This is a genomic window from Streptococcus sp. SP8, from assembly GCF_030440045.1.
Taxonomy (GTDB): domain Bacteria; phylum Bacillota; class Bacilli; order Lactobacillales; family Streptococcaceae; genus Streptococcus; species Streptococcus parasanguinis_I.
Window position 1 is genome coordinate 483,335 of record NZ_JAQFJL010000001.1, and the last position, 17,633, is coordinate 500,967.

A 17,633-nucleotide genomic window follows, 5' to 3' on the forward strand; every position below is an offset into this window, starting at 1 on the left:
TCCTTTTTAAACTTCTTCTATTTTACCACAAATTAGAGAGAATACCTTAAATTTACCTAAAAAGAGCTAGGATCTGGCAAGGTTACCGTCTCTGCATTTTTCCGAATCATTAAAATACCATCTCCAAGTGGCACCAAACTAGCGGTCAAATCTGGATGATTGAGAGTCGCATGAAAGAGGTTCTGAAGCCCCCGGTAAATGGTTCGTTGCCCACGACGCACTTCCATGATGTCCTTGGCAACATCTCCTCCTTGGAAAATATCATCCAATACCACGACTCCCCCAACCTCTAAGAGTTCGAGAATTCGTGGCAAAAAGACGATGTACTTAGACTTAGCAGAGTCCATAAAGACAAAGTCATAGGTCTCTGTTAAATCCTGCAATACATCTACTGCATCTCCTTCAAGCAAGGTGATTTGCTTTCTCTGATCGTATTTAGCCAGATTTTCCTTAGCAAAGCCAATCATCTCTTCATTCCGATCAATAGTGGTAATTTGTGCATCGGGAGCATTTTCAGCCATTAAGAGCGCTGAAAACCCAATTGCCGTCCCAATTTCAAGGATTTTCTTTGGTTGTAAAGCTTGCAAGAGTAGTCTAAAGTATGCTACCGTTTCATGCGGGATGATGGGAATATTTTCCTTGCGGGCGAATGCTTCTAATTCCTTCAAGGCACCAGCTACCGGCTTTTGACGGGTCCGCATAAAGTCAACGATCTCGTCTTTAACGACTGGGCGACGCATATTGTGGTTGGCGTTTTTACTATAAGACTCTACCACCTTATGCGAGTCCTAATTTTTCTACTAGGGCTTCAAATTCATTCAAACGACGTTCAAAGACTGCAAAGGCTGCGTCCAAATAGTCTTCTTTTTCCATATCCACGCCTGCTTTGCGGATGACATTGAGTGGATAATCAGAGTTTCCAGCCTTCAAGTAGTCGATATATTTATCACGATCTTCTTGTGTTCCATGAACAATCTTTTCAGCTAAGGCTGAAGCTGCTGCAAAACCTGTTGAATATTGGAAAACGTAGTAGTTATAGTAGAAGTGAGGAATCCGAGCCCATTCATATTGGATTTCAGGGTTGTCATCTTTTGAAAGACCGTAGTATTTCTCATTGAGTTCTGCATAGAGGTTATTCAAGAACTCACTAGTCAATACCGTACCTTCTTGGTCTGCTTTATGAATAGCATGCTCAAATTCGGCAAACTGGGTTTGACGGAAGACGGTTCCACGGAAACCATCCAAGAAGTGATTCAAAATAGCAAAACGAGTTGCATCGTCTTCTACTTCTTCTAACAGACGTTCGGTCAGGATATTTTCATTGGTTGTAGAGGCGATTTCGGCAAGGAAGATGGAATAGTCCCCATAGACATAAGGCTGGGTTTCACGGGTATAGCTAGAATGCATACTGTGACCAGTTTCATGCACCAAGGTGAAGAGATTATCCAATGTATCTTGCCAGTTCAACAACATGAAGGCATTGGTATCATAAGAACCACCTGAATAAGCACCTGAGCGTTTTCCTTGGTTGACATGCACATCAATCCACCGTTCGCTGAAGGCACGTTTTACACGAGAAAGGTAGTCCTCACCCAAAACAGCCAAGACTTCTTCTGCTTTGGCCAATGATTCTTCATAGGTAAACTTGTAGTCTGTATCAGATAATGGGGTATACATATCGTACATCTTCAAGTCTGAGATTCCAAGAATTTTTGAGCGCAATTGCACATAGCGTTGCAAGAGTGGCAAATGTTTGTTCACCGCTGCTACCAAGCTATCATAAACACTTTCTGGTACAAAGTTTTCAGAAAGGGCCGCTTCACGAGCAGATGAGAATTTGCGAACTTTGGCATTAAAGTTATGAACTTTCACATTGGTTTGCAAGGTTTTAGCATAGGTATGTTGGTACTGTTCATAGACCTTGTAGAGACCTTCGTAAGCTTCTTTACGAACGGCACGATCTTTTGATTCTACCAAAGAAATATAGTTCCCATGGGTTAATTGAACTTCTTCGCCCTTGTCATCATGTACAGTTGGGAAAACAATATCTGCATTGTCCAAGATTTCAAAAGTTTCTCCACCAGCCGCAAAGATCTCACCAGCTCCTGCAAGTAATTCCTCTTCTTTTTGAGACAAGACATGTTCTTTTTTCTCAAGCAAACGATCAAAATAATGACCATATTGCTCCAAGTCTGGAACCTCACTCAAAAAGGCTTTGTACTGCTCATCCGTAATGGCCATGAATTCAGGCTCATAGAAGGCAAAGGTTTCGCCTAACAAGCTATAAAGAGACATCCCTTTTGATTGGTACTCTTGGTATTTAGCTACTCGTGTATCTTGGTCATTTTTCATATGGGCATAGACGTAGACCTTTTCTAAGCGACGGCTCAATTCCAAATATGCATTGGTTGTATCCAAAAGTGTTTGCGCTGAATCCAACAAATGACCAGCATAGTGGCTTGCTGCTTTAATATCTGCAGCTAAGCTTGCTGCTTCTTCTTCCCAAGCTTGATCTGTCGCAAAAATTGTCGACAAATCCCATTGGTATTTTTCATCAATTTCATTACGTTGTTTTACCATTTCGATTAATCCTCCAATGTTACTATTTTAGCATAAAAATGAACATTTCGGGAGGATTTCTATCTTAGAAAGTTAGCTTTTCTGCTGATCATAAAAACGTGGGGGATAGAGGATCTGAACAGGTTGGATCCCTTGCGACTGATAATAGGTCATAAATTGCTGGTAGTAACCTTCTACATCCTCTTCAATTTGAAGCAAGTTCTGTGAAAGGATCGGACGACAAAGAGGATAAAAGAAATCCAGCCCCAGTTCCATCAGATGGTGTCCCTGCAAATAGAGTTCTTCCTGAAGCTTCAGCCACCTTGGGTGACGATAAAAGAGCTGCTGCTGTATATACGTTAAAAATGTACGATCGAGCTCGACTGCCATTTGCTGCATGGGTTGCGAAAGATAAGGGGTTCGTAAGACTTCTAGTAAGGACCTTTGACCAAAAGGGAAAATTTCTGTTTGATAATGCAATCGCCCTCGTAAATCCTCATGGATGAGGTATTGCAGACGTAACTCTTTCTTTGTCAGATCCAATTCCCAAAAATGGAACCCGTGATTCTGACTAAAATAAAGAAAGCCAGCCTGCAGCTTTGTTAGTCTTTTCTTGAGCCACAACTTTTTACCAAGTAACCAATAGACCTGGTAACCATGGGATCGATAAGCATCGCTTCTCTCCTTCAAGCGTTCTAAAGATAGGGAGCTACACTGCACTTCCAAAGCTAAATTCTTGTCTACTACCAAAAGATCGGCAATTTGTTGAAAATCTGCTAAATAACTTTCTACTTCTGTATGAGACTCCTTAGAGGCCCAATCATAAAGACTGGCTTTCAATTCCAGATGTTCAAAACTCTCAGCTTCGTGATGGTAGGGACAATGCTGTAATTTTACATGAGCAAAATGAGCCCGTAGAACCGAGCCATTTTTTAGACGCACTGGACTATGACAAGCTAAGCAATAGAAGGGACCTTCTGTCACAGCTGGGATCTCTTCCATACAGTTCCACCGCTTTTGATTGTTATCCATAGCAATAAACATAGCCCCACCTCCTCATCTATATCATTCGAAAAAAATAAGAAAAAGGCTGGAAATTTCCAACCTTTTTTTGCTATTATTCGTCAGAATCTGAGTCTGAATCGTCACTAGAATCATCAGCAACAGGAGATTTACTCAATTCTTTCTGCATATCTTTCATTTCTTTACGAGTACTTTCCAACTCTTCACGAGCATCTTTCAAGATTTCGATCAAAGCTTCACGGTCTTCTTTAGGAACGACTGTGCTATCTGAACCGATGCTTTCCAAGCCTTCATTAAAGATATCTTTTTGGTTTTCTAATCCTTGCTTTAAGGTACTAATCATTGCATCGTATTGTTCTTTTGCAGAACCTGTCACAGAAGTACCTGCTTCTTCAGTAATAGAAACAGATTGATCCATTAATTTTGCAAACAACTTTTTAAAGTCTCCAACTGTTTTAGCCTTGCTGATTTCAGCGTCTGTTAAGAGGCTAGAAGATGAAGTCTCTTCTGAATCTGTTGAAGTATCCTTGCTTTTTGAAGTGTTGGCAGATTTGCTCGTCACTTTAGTAGTTGATTGACTATTTGAAGTTTCCTTCTTTGTGTCTTGTTTATTTGAACAAGCAGCAAGGGAAACAATCGTCAAAAGAGCAGCTGTCGATAAGATCATTTTTTTCATAAAATGGTCTCCTTTATATTTATTTTACCTCATTCTACCATCGAATACTTTGACTGTCAAATTAATCACTAGTTCTTAATAATAGCAAAAAAGTTGGACAAAACACTGTGAAATCAGTGTTTCTGTCCAACTCCTCGATGATTAGTCATACAATTTTAACAATTTCATTAGTCTACTTTGCCACCAAAAAGTCCGTGAGCTTTCCCTTGGGGCATTTTTAAGGCAAAGCTCAGCAAAAAGACGATCCCTACAACCCCTGCTAAAAAGAAACTCATGACTTGGTAACCACCTCTTTCAATACAGAGGGCTGCGAGGGGTTGTAAAAGAATGGTTCCTAAATAACGAGCTCCTTGGACAATGGCCATGGCAAGAACCAAGTCTTTGCCATTCACCTGTTGGGCAATAAACCGTAAGGAGACCATAATCAAAACCATCCCTGTTGTATGCTTGGCTAAGAGAGTCATTATCACTTTTAAGAAGACAGGACTTGGAAAAGCATAGACAGCATATTGAGCGAAAATAATTCCAATTGGAAGAGCGATCAAAACCCGTAAAGGCCAGTGGTCCATGAATCGATCAGAGAAAAAGATCAAGGGGGCTTCCACTACGACGGAGATAGCCACAACTGTTGAGGCAATATGAACTGGTAGACCACTATCCATGAGTAGCTCAGGAATATAGGTATGACCAATATTTCCAACCCCTGAAGCCAAGCCAATCAACACAATAAAGAAGAGATAAGGTCCATTGTGAAGAAGAGGACGAATAGAGACAGGGTGTTTTTCCTTTTCTACGACTGTCTCTTTTTTCTTCATTCGAACCGCACTTAGACAGAAAATGCTGAGTAAAATGGTGATCAAAACCGTATAATAAACAGCTTGGGGGCTAAACTGATGATAGACCCAGCCGGCTATTTGGACACCGACCGAGTAGCCAATGGTTCCCCAAACGCGAATCTTCCCAAAAGCGTATGGACTTTGCGTTGCAAAAACTTCCATCATGGGAGCTGTCCCATTCAAACAGACTAGAACAATTCCGTAAAAAACGGTCAGCCAAAAGAGATTGGGGGCCCAAAGAAAACCGAAGACACCACCAATGATCACACTCAGACTGAGGGTCGTCATTTTTACGATTCCAAATCGCTCATTGATATACCCAAAGAAGGGTTGGGCTACCATGGATAAGAAAAAAGCAACCGATACCAAGGTCGACACTTGGGTTGCACTATAGTGCTTTCCCATCAAATAGACGGAAATGAGGGTCGTAAAGAGAGATGTGGACATAAAATAAAAACTATAGAGCAACATATAAGCCGCATAAGAATTTCGGAATTTTTTCATATGAATCCTTTCTAAAAATATCGGAATGAGACAATGACAAAACCCAACTGACAATCAGTTAGGTTTTATTTTACTCTTTATTATAGCGCTTTTGAGCCTCTTTTTTGCGTCTCTCACGACTTTGTTTTTCAATCGAGAGAATGATGACAAGAATGAGAATTGGAATCAAGATCAGGAAGTGATCCAGCGAAAGCCATTTACTGTGCTTAGCCGTTGTCTTTTTCCCACTTGCTGTTTCTTTGACAAGCTCTGGCTTGGCCCCTTCTTCTACCTTCATATCATCTCGGATACCTTCAGACAACGTGTAGAGATCATTATCTACTGTCAGATAGCCATCTTTTACCGCAAGGGTCGGTTCTTTAGCACCTTTTTTGACCGTTGCATAGAAGGGTTTTTCAAGTGTATAGGTCTTGCCGTCAATCTTCTGGACACCTGCATCTAGCAATTTTTTATAGCCAAAATCTTTATAGGCTTTTTCGATCAAGGCATTGCCAAACGGGTGACGGTAATATTCCCCATCTTGGTCTGCCCAATCTCCTACGCCCATAATGACAGCAATTAAGCGCTGATTGCCCCGTTTGATGGTCGCGATATAGTTGAAAGCTCCACGAGGGCTTGAACCAGTTTTCAAACCATCCACACCTTTCAAGGCATACTTGGCTCCTGGCAATGAATAATTGTAGGTATCAAAGGTTTCCTCATATGGAGTCCCTTTTTTGACCGTGACTTGTGCTTGATTGGTATAGTTTAAAATATCTGGGTATTGATTGATAAAATGATAAACCAGAATCCCTAAATCACGCGCAGTTGTCTGGTTGGCCGCATCATTTGGATAATTGTTGACCTGATAGTAGCCCTGCAAGGTGGAGATGGCCGCCCCACTCGGGTTATTCCAGACCGTATTGGTCATCCCTAATTCCTTAGCCTTGGCATTCATGCGCTCGATAAAGGCATCTGGATCATTGTTGGACATGAGATTGGCCAACATGAGGGTCGATACATTTGAGGATGGAACCACTGTCATGGTAATCAACTCAGGAATTGTGTAGTCTACCCCAGCAACAATATTATTGTTGGAGATCTCATAGATCTTTCCGATCGCTTGGTCTGAAGCGGTCGCCTTGATCACTGTATCCTTACTGATCTTGCCATTTGCCATATCTTCAAACAAGAGATAGAGCGTCATGAGCTTACTCATGCTGGCAGGATCTCTGACTTCATCGATATTGTCTTTCCAAAGAACATTGCCCGTATTGCCGTCAATAATAAGCGAAGAATGTGGACGGTTAATGGCTTGGACATTGTCATTTGGATACATCTTTTGCGCCATATCCACCAATTCATCCGCACTCGCTAGAATTGGCTGGCATAAGAGACTCAGAAGGAGGCAAATATGGATCAAATATTTTTTTATCATAAACTTTTCCTTTATAACAGACTAATCAGCTGGAGGCTAAAATAAGCTTCTAGCCCTCATGCCCTTTCCTCTTGTCTCCCAGTAGATGAAAAGAGCTAATCCCAGCAGATAATTACTTGTATTGTACCATATTTTGAAGCAGAAAAAAACCTATCTGGCCCGAATAAATCGGCGATAGGTCCTGTTTTTTATCGATTTAACAAGCTCAAGGCTTCCTTATCCGCAATAATGGTCACATTTGGATGTCCTTGAAGGGCACTAGCTGGCACTTTTTCTGTCCTTTCACCCTCTACTGTACCTTTGATTGCTTGGGCTTTTGATTCCCCATAAGCAAACAAGACAATTGATTTCGCAGCTAAGATATTGGCAATCCCCATCGAAATGGCTTGGGTTGGTACATCTTCGATCTTATCAAAGAAACGAGAATTAGCTTCAATGGTAGAGGCATCCAACTGAACTAAGTGGGTCTGACTATCAAAGGATGTCCCTGGCTCATTAAAACCGATATGCCCATTGCGTCCGATTCCCAAGATTTGAAGGTCCACTGGATGCTCTTCGAGTATTTTGTTATAACGGATCACTTCTTGATCGGCAGATTCTTCTACACCCGATGGGAGATAGCTTTCTTTGAATGGTTTGGCATCAAAGAGATTTTTCTCCATGAAATACCGATAAGATTGAGGATCATCTCCCGTCAACCCTACGTATTCATCTAAGTTCACACTGATTAGATTAGACAGATCCAAATCACTTTCACGAATTTGTTTATAAAACTCAAGGGGACTGCTTCCAGTCGCAAGACCTAAGGTTTGAGCACCTTCCTTTAAGGTTTCTTTTAATATATCAAAGGCAACTTTTCCACCTTCAATTTGGTCCTTTACTTCAATAATTTTCATTGGATAGACCTCCTATTTCTCTATGCTTTTATTATATGGTATAGACCAATTTTTGTCAAGTGAAACCGCTATCTTTTTCTGGCATTTTTTTCTTTTTCAAGTCGATTCGTGATATAATGAAAGGTATGATTGTATCACTATTATTCATCATTTTTTTGATCGGACTCCTTGTCTTTCTCTTATCTTTCTTGATTCATCAAAGAAAGATTCTCAAGGTCCTGATCTTTTTGATGGGAATCAGCCTGATGCTCTTAGCTGTCGGGACTACCATCTATCTACTCACAAATTTATTATAAAAGGAGCGCAAATGAATACTAACGACTTTGACTTTGATTTGCCTGAAGAACTGATTGCTCAAACCCCTCTTGAAAAACGAGATGCCTCTAAACTCTTGATCCTTGATCGAAAAACAGGGCAATTCCAAGACCGTCATTTTGATGCAATTTTGGATGAATTGGAGCCAGGAGATGCTCTTGTCATGAACAATACGCGCGTTCTACCAGCCCGCCTTCATGGAGTCAAACCAGAAACAGGTGGTCACGTCGAATTCCTTCTCCTTAAAAATACGCAAGATGACTGTTGGGAAGTCTTGGCAAAACCTGCAAAACGCTTAAAGGTAGGGGCCACAGTCAGCTTCGGAGATGGTCGTTTGACCGCAACCGTTGAGGAAGAATTAGAGCACGGAGGCCGTATCGTTCGCTTCCACTACCAAGGGATCTTTTTAGAAGTTCTAGAAAGCCTTGGTGAAATGCCACTTCCTCCCTATATTCACGAAAAACTTGCTGACCGCGAGCGCTACCAAACCGTTTACGCCAAAGAAAATGGTTCTGCTGCAGCTCCAACGGCAGGTCTTCATTTCACCCAAGAATTGCTCCAAAAGATTGAAGCAAAAGGGGTTCACCTGGTCTATTTGACCCTTCATGTGGGCCTAGGAACCTTCCGTCCAGTATCCGTGGACAATCTTGAAGACCATGAGATGCACTCTGAATTTTACCAACTTTCTGAAGAAGCTGCCGCGACCCTTCGTCAGGTAAAAGCTGCAGGAAAACGCATCGTGGCCGTCGGAACGACTTCTATTCGGACCCTTGAAACGATTGGCAACAAATTTGATGGAGACATCCAAGCTGATTCAGGCTGGACCAATATTTTTATCAAACCAGGTTATGAATGGAAAGTTGTCGATGCCTTTTCAACCAACTTCCACCTTCCAAAATCAACTCTGGTCATGTTGGTTTCTGCCTTTGCTGGCCGTGAATTAACCCTCGAAGCATACCACCATGCTATTCAAGAACGCTACCGTTTCTTCAGCTTTGGGGATGCCATGTTCATCAAGTAAAGGAGTCTCTCATGAATAAAATTGAAAGTCGCCACCGCTTGATCCGCTCGATCATTTCTGAGCGTAGGATTCATACCCAACAAGAACTCCAAGAAGCCTTAGAAGCCAATGGCGTTCTCGTTACCCAGTCCACCCTTTCACGGGATGTCAAATCCTTGAATTTGGTAAAAATTAACGAGGGGGATAGTTCCTACTATGCCATGAACACCATCGCTCCTTCCCGTTGGGAAAAGCGCCTGCGGATGTATATGGAAGATGCCTTAGTCATGTTACGGCCCGTTCAAAACCAGGTCGTTGTAAAAACTCTTCCAGGTCTTGCCCAATCCTTTGGAGCTATCTTAGATGCATTGGAACTCCAAGAAATTGTAGCCACCATCTGTGGAGATGATGTCTGTTTGGTTATCTGCGAAGACAACCAAGGAGCTTTGGATTGCTTTGAAAAATTAAAAGAATTCACCCCACCCTTCTTCTTTAGTAAATAAAAAGTTTGGAAACCAAGTTTCCAAACTTTTTAAAATGTAGACAAACTATCTTAAAATAAGGTGAGCGATTCTGCAAAAAAATTAAAATGTGTTCTAATTTTTTGAATGAATGAAGAAAACACTGAAACTTTCCGCCGTGAGAAAAGTGCCTGAAACAAAATTGTTTCAGGCACTCGGAATTATTGAGAGTAAAACAGTTTGGGAAACTGTTTTAGCCTGATCCCAGAAATTAAAGAGCGAGGGGGCTCAATACAAATTGAACACGGGCTGCGGATTGTGTCAAAAAGATAAGTTCTCCTAGAATCGAAAGATTCCGCGTCAAACTTCCTATTTTGACTTTATCCGCAGACGCCCTTAGTATCTTGATTTAGTCTTGGAACTTCGTAGAAGTTCGCTGACGTCCGTACTCACCTAAGGAAAGTTTTTAGTATAACTTTGTCTTAGTTATGAAAGTTTGGAAACCAAGTTTCCAAACTTTTTTATATGGTGGCTAAGCGTTGAATGGCTTCTCGATAGATTTCCATCGCAGCATAGAGATCGTTAATTTTTGCTCGTTCATTTGCTTGATGCTCAGTCTGTTCTGCACCTGGGAAAAGAGCCCCAAAAGCGACACAATTTTCCATGGTCCGCGCAAATGTCGCACCACCAGAAGACATAGCGGGCGTCCTATCACCAGTTTCTTCCTGATAAACTGCCATCAAAGAGCTGACTAAAGGACTATCCAAAGGAACATATAAAGGAGCCAAATAATCAAACTCTTCATATTCCAACTGATAGCTGGCTGCAATTTCTTGCAAACGAGCTACCAAGGCATCCTTGTCTGCTAAGACCGGGATCCGAATATCAATTCCGATTTCCGATTGTTCTTGATCGATCACAAGGGTCGCAAGATTGAAGGAAAGATCCCCACTTGGTTCATCTGAAATAGGGCCAAATAGCGCTTCTCCCGTTGCATCCTCACCAACAGCATCTGCAATAAAGAGCAAGGCTGGATGGGGTTGAATGAGGGACAGACTTTCCGCTAAACCGACAATGGCATTGACTCCTTCGGCTGCATCTTTGGAGTGCTTTGAAACTCCCATAACCGTTACAGAATCTTCTGTTTGGCTATACTGAACCCTACTTTGATCCAAAACAGGAAGCAATTCTTCTAAACGATGACCTGCATAGGTCGCTTTATCTGGAACAACATTGAGGGCCTGACCAGCCTGTAAAGGAAGATCATCCCAACCTGGGCCATGCAATTTCACTTGTAACAAGCCTTTTTCAGCATAGGTTAATGGGAAAGAAGAATCCGGTGCAAACCCAAGATCTGCTTGTTCTTCAATTTGATTGTAGCGGTTCATACAGCGCCACAAGGTTTCTTCATCCGTCCCAAAGATAAAGCGGATTCGTTTGGTAAACTGGGTGCCATCATCCAGCAAACTCTTAACTGCATAGAGAGCAGCAAGTGACGGCCCCTTATCATCCTGCACACCACGACCTACTAGATAGTCACCGACAACAGTCGCTTCAAAGGGTGGCGTTTGCCAATCTTTTAGATCACCGGCTGGAACAACATCCAAGTGACAAAGAACGGCCAGGAGTTCTTCCCCCTGACCGATCTCTGCATATCCATAGTATCCTTCAGGATCTATATATGTTTGAAAACCTAATTCTTGAGCAAACTCTAAGGTTTTTTCTAGGACATCTTGGATAGCTTGTCCAAACGGTGTTCCATTTTCCCCTTCATTTAACACAGAAGGGTAAGAAATGATGGTTTGAAGAGAGTTTAAAAACTGCTTTTTCACATCGTCCTTAATTCTTTTTTTCATGAAACACCTACTTTATTCTATTGCAAGAATGGAACCACAGTTCCTAGTAGAAGAAGGGCAATGGTGATCACAACAATAGCTACGACCAATTTACCCATGAATTTCCACCATGCACTCAAGTCAACACGTCCAAGAGCAAGAGCTCCCATTACGATACCTGAAGTTGGTGCGATCAAGTTCAAGACACCAGATGCAGATTGATAAGCTGTGACAATCAAGCTACCTGGTACATTGACGAATTTACCAAGAGGTGCCATGATACCCATTGTTGCGCTGGCAAGACCAGATGATGATGGGATCAAGAATGACATTGGCAAGTAGAAAATGTAAGTCAAGACAATGAACAATTGAGATGAAAGACCTTTCAGTCCTTCTTCACCCCAGTGAAGAATTGTCGCAGTGATCATACCGTCGTTCATGATGACTTGGATACCACGTGCTACCGCTACGATAAGAGCAACACTCAAGAGGTCAGCTGCACCATTCATGAAAGATGAAATAATTTTATCTTCTTTCAAGCCATAAATGATACCAACGAGGATTCCCATGAAGGCAAAGAGCATAGCTGTTTGAGGGAAGTACCATGTACCAAGAGCATCTGTGTTACCGATCAATTGACCAAGTACTGGAATTTTATGGAGAGATTCGTTAAAGTTGTTAAAGAATGTAATACCCAAATCTTTGAATGGGATAAATCCAGCAACCATGATAACGAATGTTGAGATGAAGACGACCAAGACACGTTTTTGTTTCTTGTTCATTTGTGAAGGAATTTCTTCGCCACTATCAACATTGAAGTGTTTCAAATCTTCTTCACGAGTTGCATAGGTGAGAGATTTGGTTGGGTCTTTTTGAACCTTATCTGCATAACGGTATACATAGTATGTGCTAAGTCCTGTCAATACGATCCAGAAGATCACACGAAGTAAGAGACCTGAAGCACTTGAGATACCTGCAGTATCAGATGCGATAACTGTCGCAAATGGGTTCAATGTTGACGCCAAACATCCGATTTGTGATCCTAAAAGGATAATAGCTACCCCTGTCAAGCTGTCAAAACCAACGGACATCATAACAGGTACAAGAAGTGGATAGAAGGCCATGGTTTCTTCACCCATACCATAAGTTGTACCACCAAGGGCAAACAATGGCATCAAGATCAAAATCAACATTTTTTCGCGGCCTTTGTATTTACGAACGATAGAAGCAATCCCTACATCAAGGGTACCTGTTTCGTTCACAACTCCAAGGAAACCACCGACCATCAAGATAAAGAAGGCTACGTCAATCGCTGCACTAGTTGGTGCTTTACCAAGCATGGCATTGATTGGGGCCATCAAAACATCCCAAATTCCTTGAGGATGTGCTTTTACAGATTCATAACTACCTGCAATGATAGCACCTGCATCGTCAACCTTGTATTGACCAGCTGGAATAATCCAAGTTAACACTGCCATAATAGCAATGATAATTAACAATACGGAAAAAGATGAAGGCATCTTAAATCCTTTTTTCGTTTTTTCACTCATTTGTCTTCCTCCTAACGCAACAAAGTGTGAGTGATGTTTTACAAGAGCATCTTGTAAAACGCTTACCTATAGATTTATTCTATCACAATAAGCTTTAAAATACTAGTTTTTTCCTAATTTTTCATTAGTCTTTTTGGATGATTGTTCCACTTTCAGACTCAATCAAAGCTCCAAGGTTTTCAAGTGATGTAATAACTGCTTTTCCTTCTGGGCGACCATTTACAAAGGCAATCGCAGCTTCCACTTTAGGAAGCATGCTTCCTGGTGCAAATTGGTCTTGTTTGATATATTCTTCCAATTGAGCCACATTAACATGTTCCAATTTTGCTTGGTCTGGTTTGTTGTAGTTCACAAAGACATAATCGACACCAGTCAAGACGATGAAGAGGTCTGCTTCTACTAATTCAGCCAAACGTTGAGAGGCGAAGTCTTTATCGATAACAGCTTCAACACCAGATAAGCTACCATCTGCTTCTTTCACAACTGGGATACCGCCACCACCGGCTGCCACAACGACTTGACCGTCGTTCAACAAAGTACGGATGGTATTGATTTCTTTGATATCCACTGGTTTTGGTGAAGCAACGACTTTACGCCAGCCACGACCAGCATCTTCTTTGAAAGTTGCTCCTGTTTTTTCAGCTTCTGCTTTTGCTTCTTCTTCTGAGTAGAATGGACCGATTGGTTTGCTGAGGTTGACAAAAGCTGGGTCGTTCTTATCAACAATGACTTGTGTCACAACAGAAGCCACATCTTTTTCGATTCCTTCTTCATGAAGAGCATTTTGAAGAGCATTTTGAAGCCAGTAGCCAATGCTTCCTTCGGTCATAGCAACTAATGAATCAAGTGGGAAAGCAGGGTTCTTTTCAGAGTTTGCTGCCAAGTGTTGGAGCAAGAGGTTCCCTACTTGAGGACCATTTCCGTGAGTGATGATCAAGTCATCCCCGTTTTTGATTAATTTGACTAAGTGTTTTGCTGTTTCTACAAGTGCTTCTTGTTGAGCTTGAGCAGAAGGATCAGATGAGAGTATAGCATTTCCTCCCAAAGCAACGACGATTTTTCTTGACATAAGTTTTCCCTTTCTATAAAAAATAGGGGCAGGACTAAAGCTAGCAGTCCAGCCCCTATAGCTGTTGGTATACGGTTATAAAGTCTTAAACTTTTGGAATATACAAGTTACCAAGAGTAGCTGCCATAACCGCTTTGATAGTGTGCATACGGTTTTCAGCTTGGTCAAAGTGACGAGCATATTTGCTGCGGAACACTTCGTCAGTAACTTCCATTTCTTCTACGCCGAATTTTTCAGCAACATCTTTACCGTAAACAGTATTTGTATCGTGGAAGGCTGGCAAGCAGTGCAAGAAGATCAAGTCTTCGTTATCAGCTTTCTTAATCAAATCCATATTTACTTGGTAAGGTTTCAAAAGGGCAACACGTTCTGCAAATTTGTCTTCTTCACCCATTGATACCCAAACGTCAGTGTAAAGTACATCTGCACCTTTCACTGCTTCGTCAGCATCTTCAGTGATCAAGATATGAGCGCCACTTTCTTTTGCAAATCCTTCTGCCAATTCAACGATTTCTTTTTCTGGGAAGAGTTCTTTTGGTGAGAAGATGTGTACGTTCACACCAAGGATAGCACCTGTTACAAGAAGGCTGTTCGCAACGTTGTTACGTCCATCACCACAGTATACAAGTGTCAAACCTTCCAAACGTCCAAAGTTTTCTTGAACTGTCAAGTAGTCTGCAAGCATTTGAGTTGGGTGCCATTCGTCAGTCAAACCATTCCATACTGGAACACCTGAGAATTCAGCCAATTCTTCAACCATACGTTGGCTGAAACCACGGAATTCAATACCGTCAAACATACGTCCAAGAACTTTAGCAGTATCTTCTGTAGATTCTTTTTTACCAAGTTGGATGTCGTTTGCACCTAAGTATTCTGGGTGAGCACCAAGGTCGATAGCTGCTGTTGTGAAGGCAGCACGAGTACGAGTTGAAGTTTTTTCAAACAAAAGCGCAATGTTTTTACCAGCAAGATAGTGGTGTTCAATGTTGCGTTTTTTAAGGTCTTTCAAGTGAGCTGAAAGTCCGATAAGGTATTCTAACTCTGCACGTGTAAAGTCTTTTTCTGCCAAGAAGCTACGTCCTTGGAACACTGAATTTGTCATTCTATTTGTCTCCTATTTTCTTTCTAGTATTGATCAGTAAGAAGAAAGAGCTGATCCCCAAAGACCAGCTCTCAGTCTTCTCTATTAGATTTCTTCACGTTCAAATGGCATTGACATACAACGAGGTCCACCACGACCGCGAACTAATTCACTTCCGCGGATCTTAATCAAACGAAGTCCGTATTCTTCTAATTTCTTGTTGGTAACAGTGTTACGGTCGTATACTACTACCACACCTGGTGCGATTGTAAGAGTATTTGATCCGTCGTTCCATTGTTCACGTGCAGCAGCAACGACGTTGCCACCTCCACATGGAATCAATGTAACTTTTTCAACACCAAGGTTTTCAGCAAGCAATTCAGCCAAATCACCTTTTTCTTCAACGATCTTCAATTGTTCGTTTTCATAAGTTACAGAGAAGACGCGAAGGTTACCTTGGATTTCTGGGTGGATTGTGAATTTATCGTAGTCCACCATTGTGAATACTGTATCCAAGTGCATGAATTTACGGTTGTTCGCAAATTCGAAGGCCAATACTTTCTTGAAGCCAACGTTCTTCTTGAAGATGTTTACCAACAATTTTTCGATTGATGCAGCATCAGTACGTTGTGAGATACCAACTGCCAATACATCTTTAGAAAGTACCAACTCATCTCCACCTTCGATACGAGTATCTTCTTCACGGTTGTAGACAAGTTCAACTTTTCCACCGTAAACTGGGTGGTATTTGAAGATGTATTTACCATACAAAGTTTCACGGTTACGTGTATCTGCGTACATGTGGTTCAATGATACTGCATTACCAATTGTTGCAAATGGGTCACGTGTGAAGTACAAGTTTGTCATTGGGTCGATAGCAAATGGATAGTCAGATTCAACAAGGTCTGTCAATCCTTTTGCTTCTTCAGGAATTTCTGGAAGTTCAGCTTTTTGAACCCCTTCCATTGTTTTTTCAACCAATTCTTGGTTGTCTTCAATGCTGTGAAGCAATTCACGGATCGCAATTTTTGTTTGGCGTCCACGAATGTTCGCTTCTTCAAGGTATTCTTCGATGAACTGATCACGAATTTCTGGAGAAGTCAATGATTCAGCAGCCAACTGCTCAAGATAAAGTACTTCGATTCCTTCGTTACGAAGTGCTTCAGCAAATGCGTCGTGTTCTTTTTGAGCATCTTCCAAGAATGGAATATCATCAAAAAGAAGACGTTCAAGATAGTCAGGCATCAAGTTTTCCAACTCTTTACCTGGACGGTGCAAACAAACTTTTTTCAGTTTTCCAATTTCTGAGAAAACATGAATTGGGTGTGTAGACATCTATAGTCCTCCTTTTTTCTTTGAGCTTGTTCACAAGCTTATTACAATTGTTATTATATTCTTTATTGGTACCGCTTTCACAAAGGATTCTACTTTTTGAATGCAAAGAATTTGGCGTTTTTTTGAATCCTTCCTATTTTTTAGTTAATATGAAGCGTTTTCTTTGCATATTTTGCCTTTTATATTATTTTTATGAATATATATTTTTTTGTAAAAAATAAAAAAAGATCAACGAATTAGTTGATCTCTTCAAAACTTTTTAAAAAGTAGGCTGTATCTAGAAAAGTTAGTTGTTTTCTCTCATACTGGATCTTATGAGAATCGATGAGTTTCTTTAAAACTTGATTGACGGTTTCTCTAGTTGTGGCTGCTAATTTGGCCATTTCCTTCATACTAATTGGAAATGGAAGCTGATTTCCTAGACCTTCATAGTCCTTGCACAGAATGGCTAAGGATTGAATCACGCGCTCACTGGCACTAGCTGTCACGACATTGCGCAAGCGCAACTCTTGAAATTCTAAGATGGAGGAGAGCTTTCTCATAATAAAGAGCAACTGCTCCTTGCTCTCTTGGGCATATAATTCATAGAGATTGACGGGAATCACGAAACAACGCAAATCCGTCACCGCACTAGCTGTATAGTGGTAACGCTCATCCTGGAACATCCCACCATAAGGGAACAGAGCCCCCTTCTTAATATAATCCATATAGGAGAATTGGTCAGACGAATCAAATTGCTCAATACGAGCAAAGCCTTTTGCCAGAAGAAAAATGCGCTCCCGCCTATCTCCTGCATAAAATAAAATTTGTCCTTTAGGGATATCCCTGGCATGAATTTCAACAGCTAATTTATCAAATAGCTCCACTGGTAGCGCAGAAAAGGCTGGATGCGAGCGGAGCAACTGGTAATCTTCCTTTGTAATCATGTCTATACTTCCTCTTATTACTATTAGTAGTATAACATACTTTTTATAGAAAAGGGAAAGAAGTCTCTTTAGAACAGAAAAGTAATTCGAAACACCAAGTGAATTTCATCCTACTTTGATAGAATAAAAGGCCTGAGCAACCCTCAGACC

The 17,633-nt window shown here is 41.2% G+C and carries 15 protein-coding genes; 2 read left to right on the plus strand and 13 right to left on the minus strand.

What is annotated here, in order from left to right; translation table 11 throughout:
• Window positions 1–56 precede the first annotated feature (56 nt).
• The 7 genes from PCY11_RS02505 to PCY11_RS02535 form a co-directional block, all read right to left on the minus strand.
• Window positions 57–776: an O-methyltransferase gene (locus PCY11_RS02505; protein ID WP_301362423.1), complete on the minus strand. Its 720-nt coding sequence runs from the start codon at window positions 774–776 to the stop codon at window positions 57–59.
• A gap of 1 nt (window position 777) precedes the next feature.
• Window positions 778–2,580 carry an oligoendopeptidase F gene (pepF, locus tag PCY11_RS02510; protein WP_301362424.1) on the minus strand — a complete coding sequence of 601 codons (1,803 nt, stop codon included), beginning with the start codon at window positions 2,578–2,580 and terminating at the stop codon, window positions 778–780.
• 72 nt (window positions 2,581–2,652) lie between these two features.
• On the minus strand, window positions 2,653–3,603 hold the full coding sequence (locus tag PCY11_RS02515; protein ID WP_070845428.1) for a competence protein CoiA family protein: 951 nt from the start codon (window positions 3,601–3,603) through the stop codon (window positions 2,653–2,655).
• Window positions 3,604–3,676: 73 nt separating this feature from the next.
• The gene (locus tag PCY11_RS02520) at window positions 3,677–4,258 is read right to left on the minus strand and encodes a lipoprotein (protein WP_070586536.1); all 582 of its coding nucleotides are present in this window, start codon (window positions 4,256–4,258) and stop codon (window positions 3,677–3,679) included.
• Between the two features lie 167 nt (window positions 4,259–4,425).
• Window positions 4,426–5,598 (minus strand): MFS transporter, encoded by a 1,173-nt coding sequence (locus PCY11_RS02525; RefSeq protein ID WP_070845427.1) that lies wholly within the window; start codon window positions 5,596–5,598, stop codon window positions 4,426–4,428.
• Window positions 5,599–5,668: 70 nt separating this feature from the next.
• Window positions 5,669–7,015: a DUF1958 domain-containing protein gene (locus tag PCY11_RS02530; protein ID WP_049490513.1), complete on the minus strand. Its 1,347-nt coding sequence runs from the start codon at window positions 7,013–7,015 to the stop codon at window positions 5,669–5,671.
• 188 nt (window positions 7,016–7,203) lie between these two features.
• Window positions 7,204–7,911, minus strand: a complete 708-nt coding sequence (locus PCY11_RS02535) for a glucosamine-6-phosphate deaminase (RefSeq protein ID WP_049499268.1) — start codon at window positions 7,909–7,911, stop codon at window positions 7,204–7,206.
• Between the two features lie 307 nt (window positions 7,912–8,218).
• On the opposite strand from PCY11_RS02535, the gene queA reads away from it, so the two are divergent.
• Together queA and PCY11_RS02545 are read left to right on the plus strand one after the other, a co-directional pair.
• Window positions 8,219–9,247, plus strand: coding sequence for a tRNA preQ1(34) S-adenosylmethionine ribosyltransferase-isomerase QueA (queA, locus tag PCY11_RS02540; RefSeq protein WP_003006367.1), 1,029 nt, complete (start codon window positions 8,219–8,221; stop codon window positions 9,245–9,247).
• An 11-nt stretch (window positions 9,248–9,258) separates the two neighbouring features.
• The gene (locus tag PCY11_RS02545) at window positions 9,259–9,729 is read left to right on the plus strand and encodes an arginine repressor (RefSeq protein ID WP_003006364.1); all 471 of its coding nucleotides are present in this window, start codon (window positions 9,259–9,261) and stop codon (window positions 9,727–9,729) included.
• Window positions 9,730–10,208: 479 nt separating this feature from the next.
• Here PCY11_RS02545 and PCY11_RS02550 read toward each other — a convergent pair whose 3' ends face one another.
• From PCY11_RS02550 to PCY11_RS02575, 6 genes are all read right to left on the minus strand, one after another.
• Window positions 10,209–11,543 (minus strand): dipeptidase, encoded by a 1,335-nt coding sequence (locus tag PCY11_RS02550; RefSeq protein WP_129299547.1) that lies wholly within the window; start codon window positions 11,541–11,543, stop codon window positions 10,209–10,211.
• 17 nt (window positions 11,544–11,560) lie between these two features.
• Window positions 11,561–13,072, minus strand: coding sequence for a YfcC family protein (locus PCY11_RS02555; RefSeq protein WP_049486413.1), 1,512 nt, complete (start codon window positions 13,070–13,072; stop codon window positions 11,561–11,563).
• A 124-nt stretch (window positions 13,073–13,196) separates the two neighbouring features.
• A complete protein-coding gene (gene arcC / locus PCY11_RS02560; protein WP_045759240.1) occupies window positions 13,197–14,141 on the minus strand; it encodes a carbamate kinase in 945 nt (314 codons plus the stop codon).
• 85 nt (window positions 14,142–14,226) lie between these two features.
• Window positions 14,227–15,243 (minus strand): ornithine carbamoyltransferase, encoded by a 1,017-nt coding sequence (argF, locus tag PCY11_RS02565; protein ID WP_003006350.1) that lies wholly within the window; start codon window positions 15,241–15,243, stop codon window positions 14,227–14,229.
• Between the two features lie 84 nt (window positions 15,244–15,327).
• A complete protein-coding gene (gene arcA, locus PCY11_RS02570) occupies window positions 15,328–16,557 on the minus strand; it encodes an arginine deiminase (RefSeq protein ID WP_003006347.1) in 1,230 nt (409 codons plus the stop codon).
• Window positions 16,558–16,793: 236 nt separating this feature from the next.
• Window positions 16,794–17,483 carry a Crp/Fnr family transcriptional regulator gene (locus PCY11_RS02575; protein ID WP_003006344.1) on the minus strand — a complete coding sequence of 230 codons (690 nt, stop codon included), beginning with the start codon at window positions 17,481–17,483 and terminating at the stop codon, window positions 16,794–16,796.
• Between the last annotated feature and the right edge of the window lie 150 nt (window positions 17,484–17,633).

Bases quoted from the DNA above. Each gene is read 5' to 3' on its own strand.
- pepF (WP_301362424.1), bottom strand. From the start codon at position 2,580: ATGGTAAAACAACGTAATGAAATTGATGAAAAATACCAATGGGATTTG.
- PCY11_RS02515 (WP_070845428.1), bottom strand. From the start codon at position 3,603: ATGTTTATTGCTATGGATAACAATCAAAAGCGGTGGAACTGTATGGAA.
- PCY11_RS02520 (WP_070586536.1), bottom strand. From the start codon at position 4,258: ATGAAAAAAATGATCTTATCGACAGCTGCTCTTTTGACGATTGTTTCC.
- PCY11_RS02525 (WP_070845427.1), bottom strand. From the start codon at position 5,598: ATGAAAAAATTCCGAAATTCTTATGCGGCTTATATGTTGCTCTATAGT.
- PCY11_RS02530 (WP_049490513.1), bottom strand. From the start codon at position 7,015: ATGATAAAAAAATATTTGATCCATATTTGCCTCCTTCTGAGTCTCTTA.
- PCY11_RS02535 (WP_049499268.1), bottom strand. From the start codon at position 7,911: ATGAAAATTATTGAAGTAAAGGACCAAATTGAAGGTGGAAAAGTTGCC.
- queA (WP_003006367.1), top strand. From the start codon at position 8,219: ATGAATACTAACGACTTTGACTTTGATTTGCCTGAAGAACTGATTGCT.
- PCY11_RS02545 (WP_003006364.1), top strand. From the start codon at position 9,259: ATGAATAAAATTGAAAGTCGCCACCGCTTGATCCGCTCGATCATTTCT.
- PCY11_RS02550 (WP_129299547.1), bottom strand. From the start codon at position 11,543: ATGAAAAAAAGAATTAAGGACGATGTGAAAAAGCAGTTTTTAAACTCT.
- PCY11_RS02555 (WP_049486413.1), bottom strand. From the start codon at position 13,072: ATGAGTGAAAAAACGAAAAAAGGATTTAAGATGCCTTCATCTTTTTCC.
- arcC (WP_045759240.1), bottom strand. From the start codon at position 14,141: ATGTCAAGAAAAATCGTCGTTGCTTTGGGAGGAAATGCTATACTCTCA.
- argF (WP_003006350.1), bottom strand. From the start codon at position 15,243: ATGACAAATTCAGTGTTCCAAGGACGTAGCTTCTTGGCAGAAAAAGAC.
- arcA (WP_003006347.1), bottom strand. From the start codon at position 16,557: ATGTCTACACACCCAATTCATGTTTTCTCAGAAATTGGAAAACTGAAA.
- PCY11_RS02575 (WP_003006344.1), bottom strand. From the start codon at position 17,483: ATGATTACAAAGGAAGATTACCAGTTGCTCCGCTCGCATCCAGCCTTT.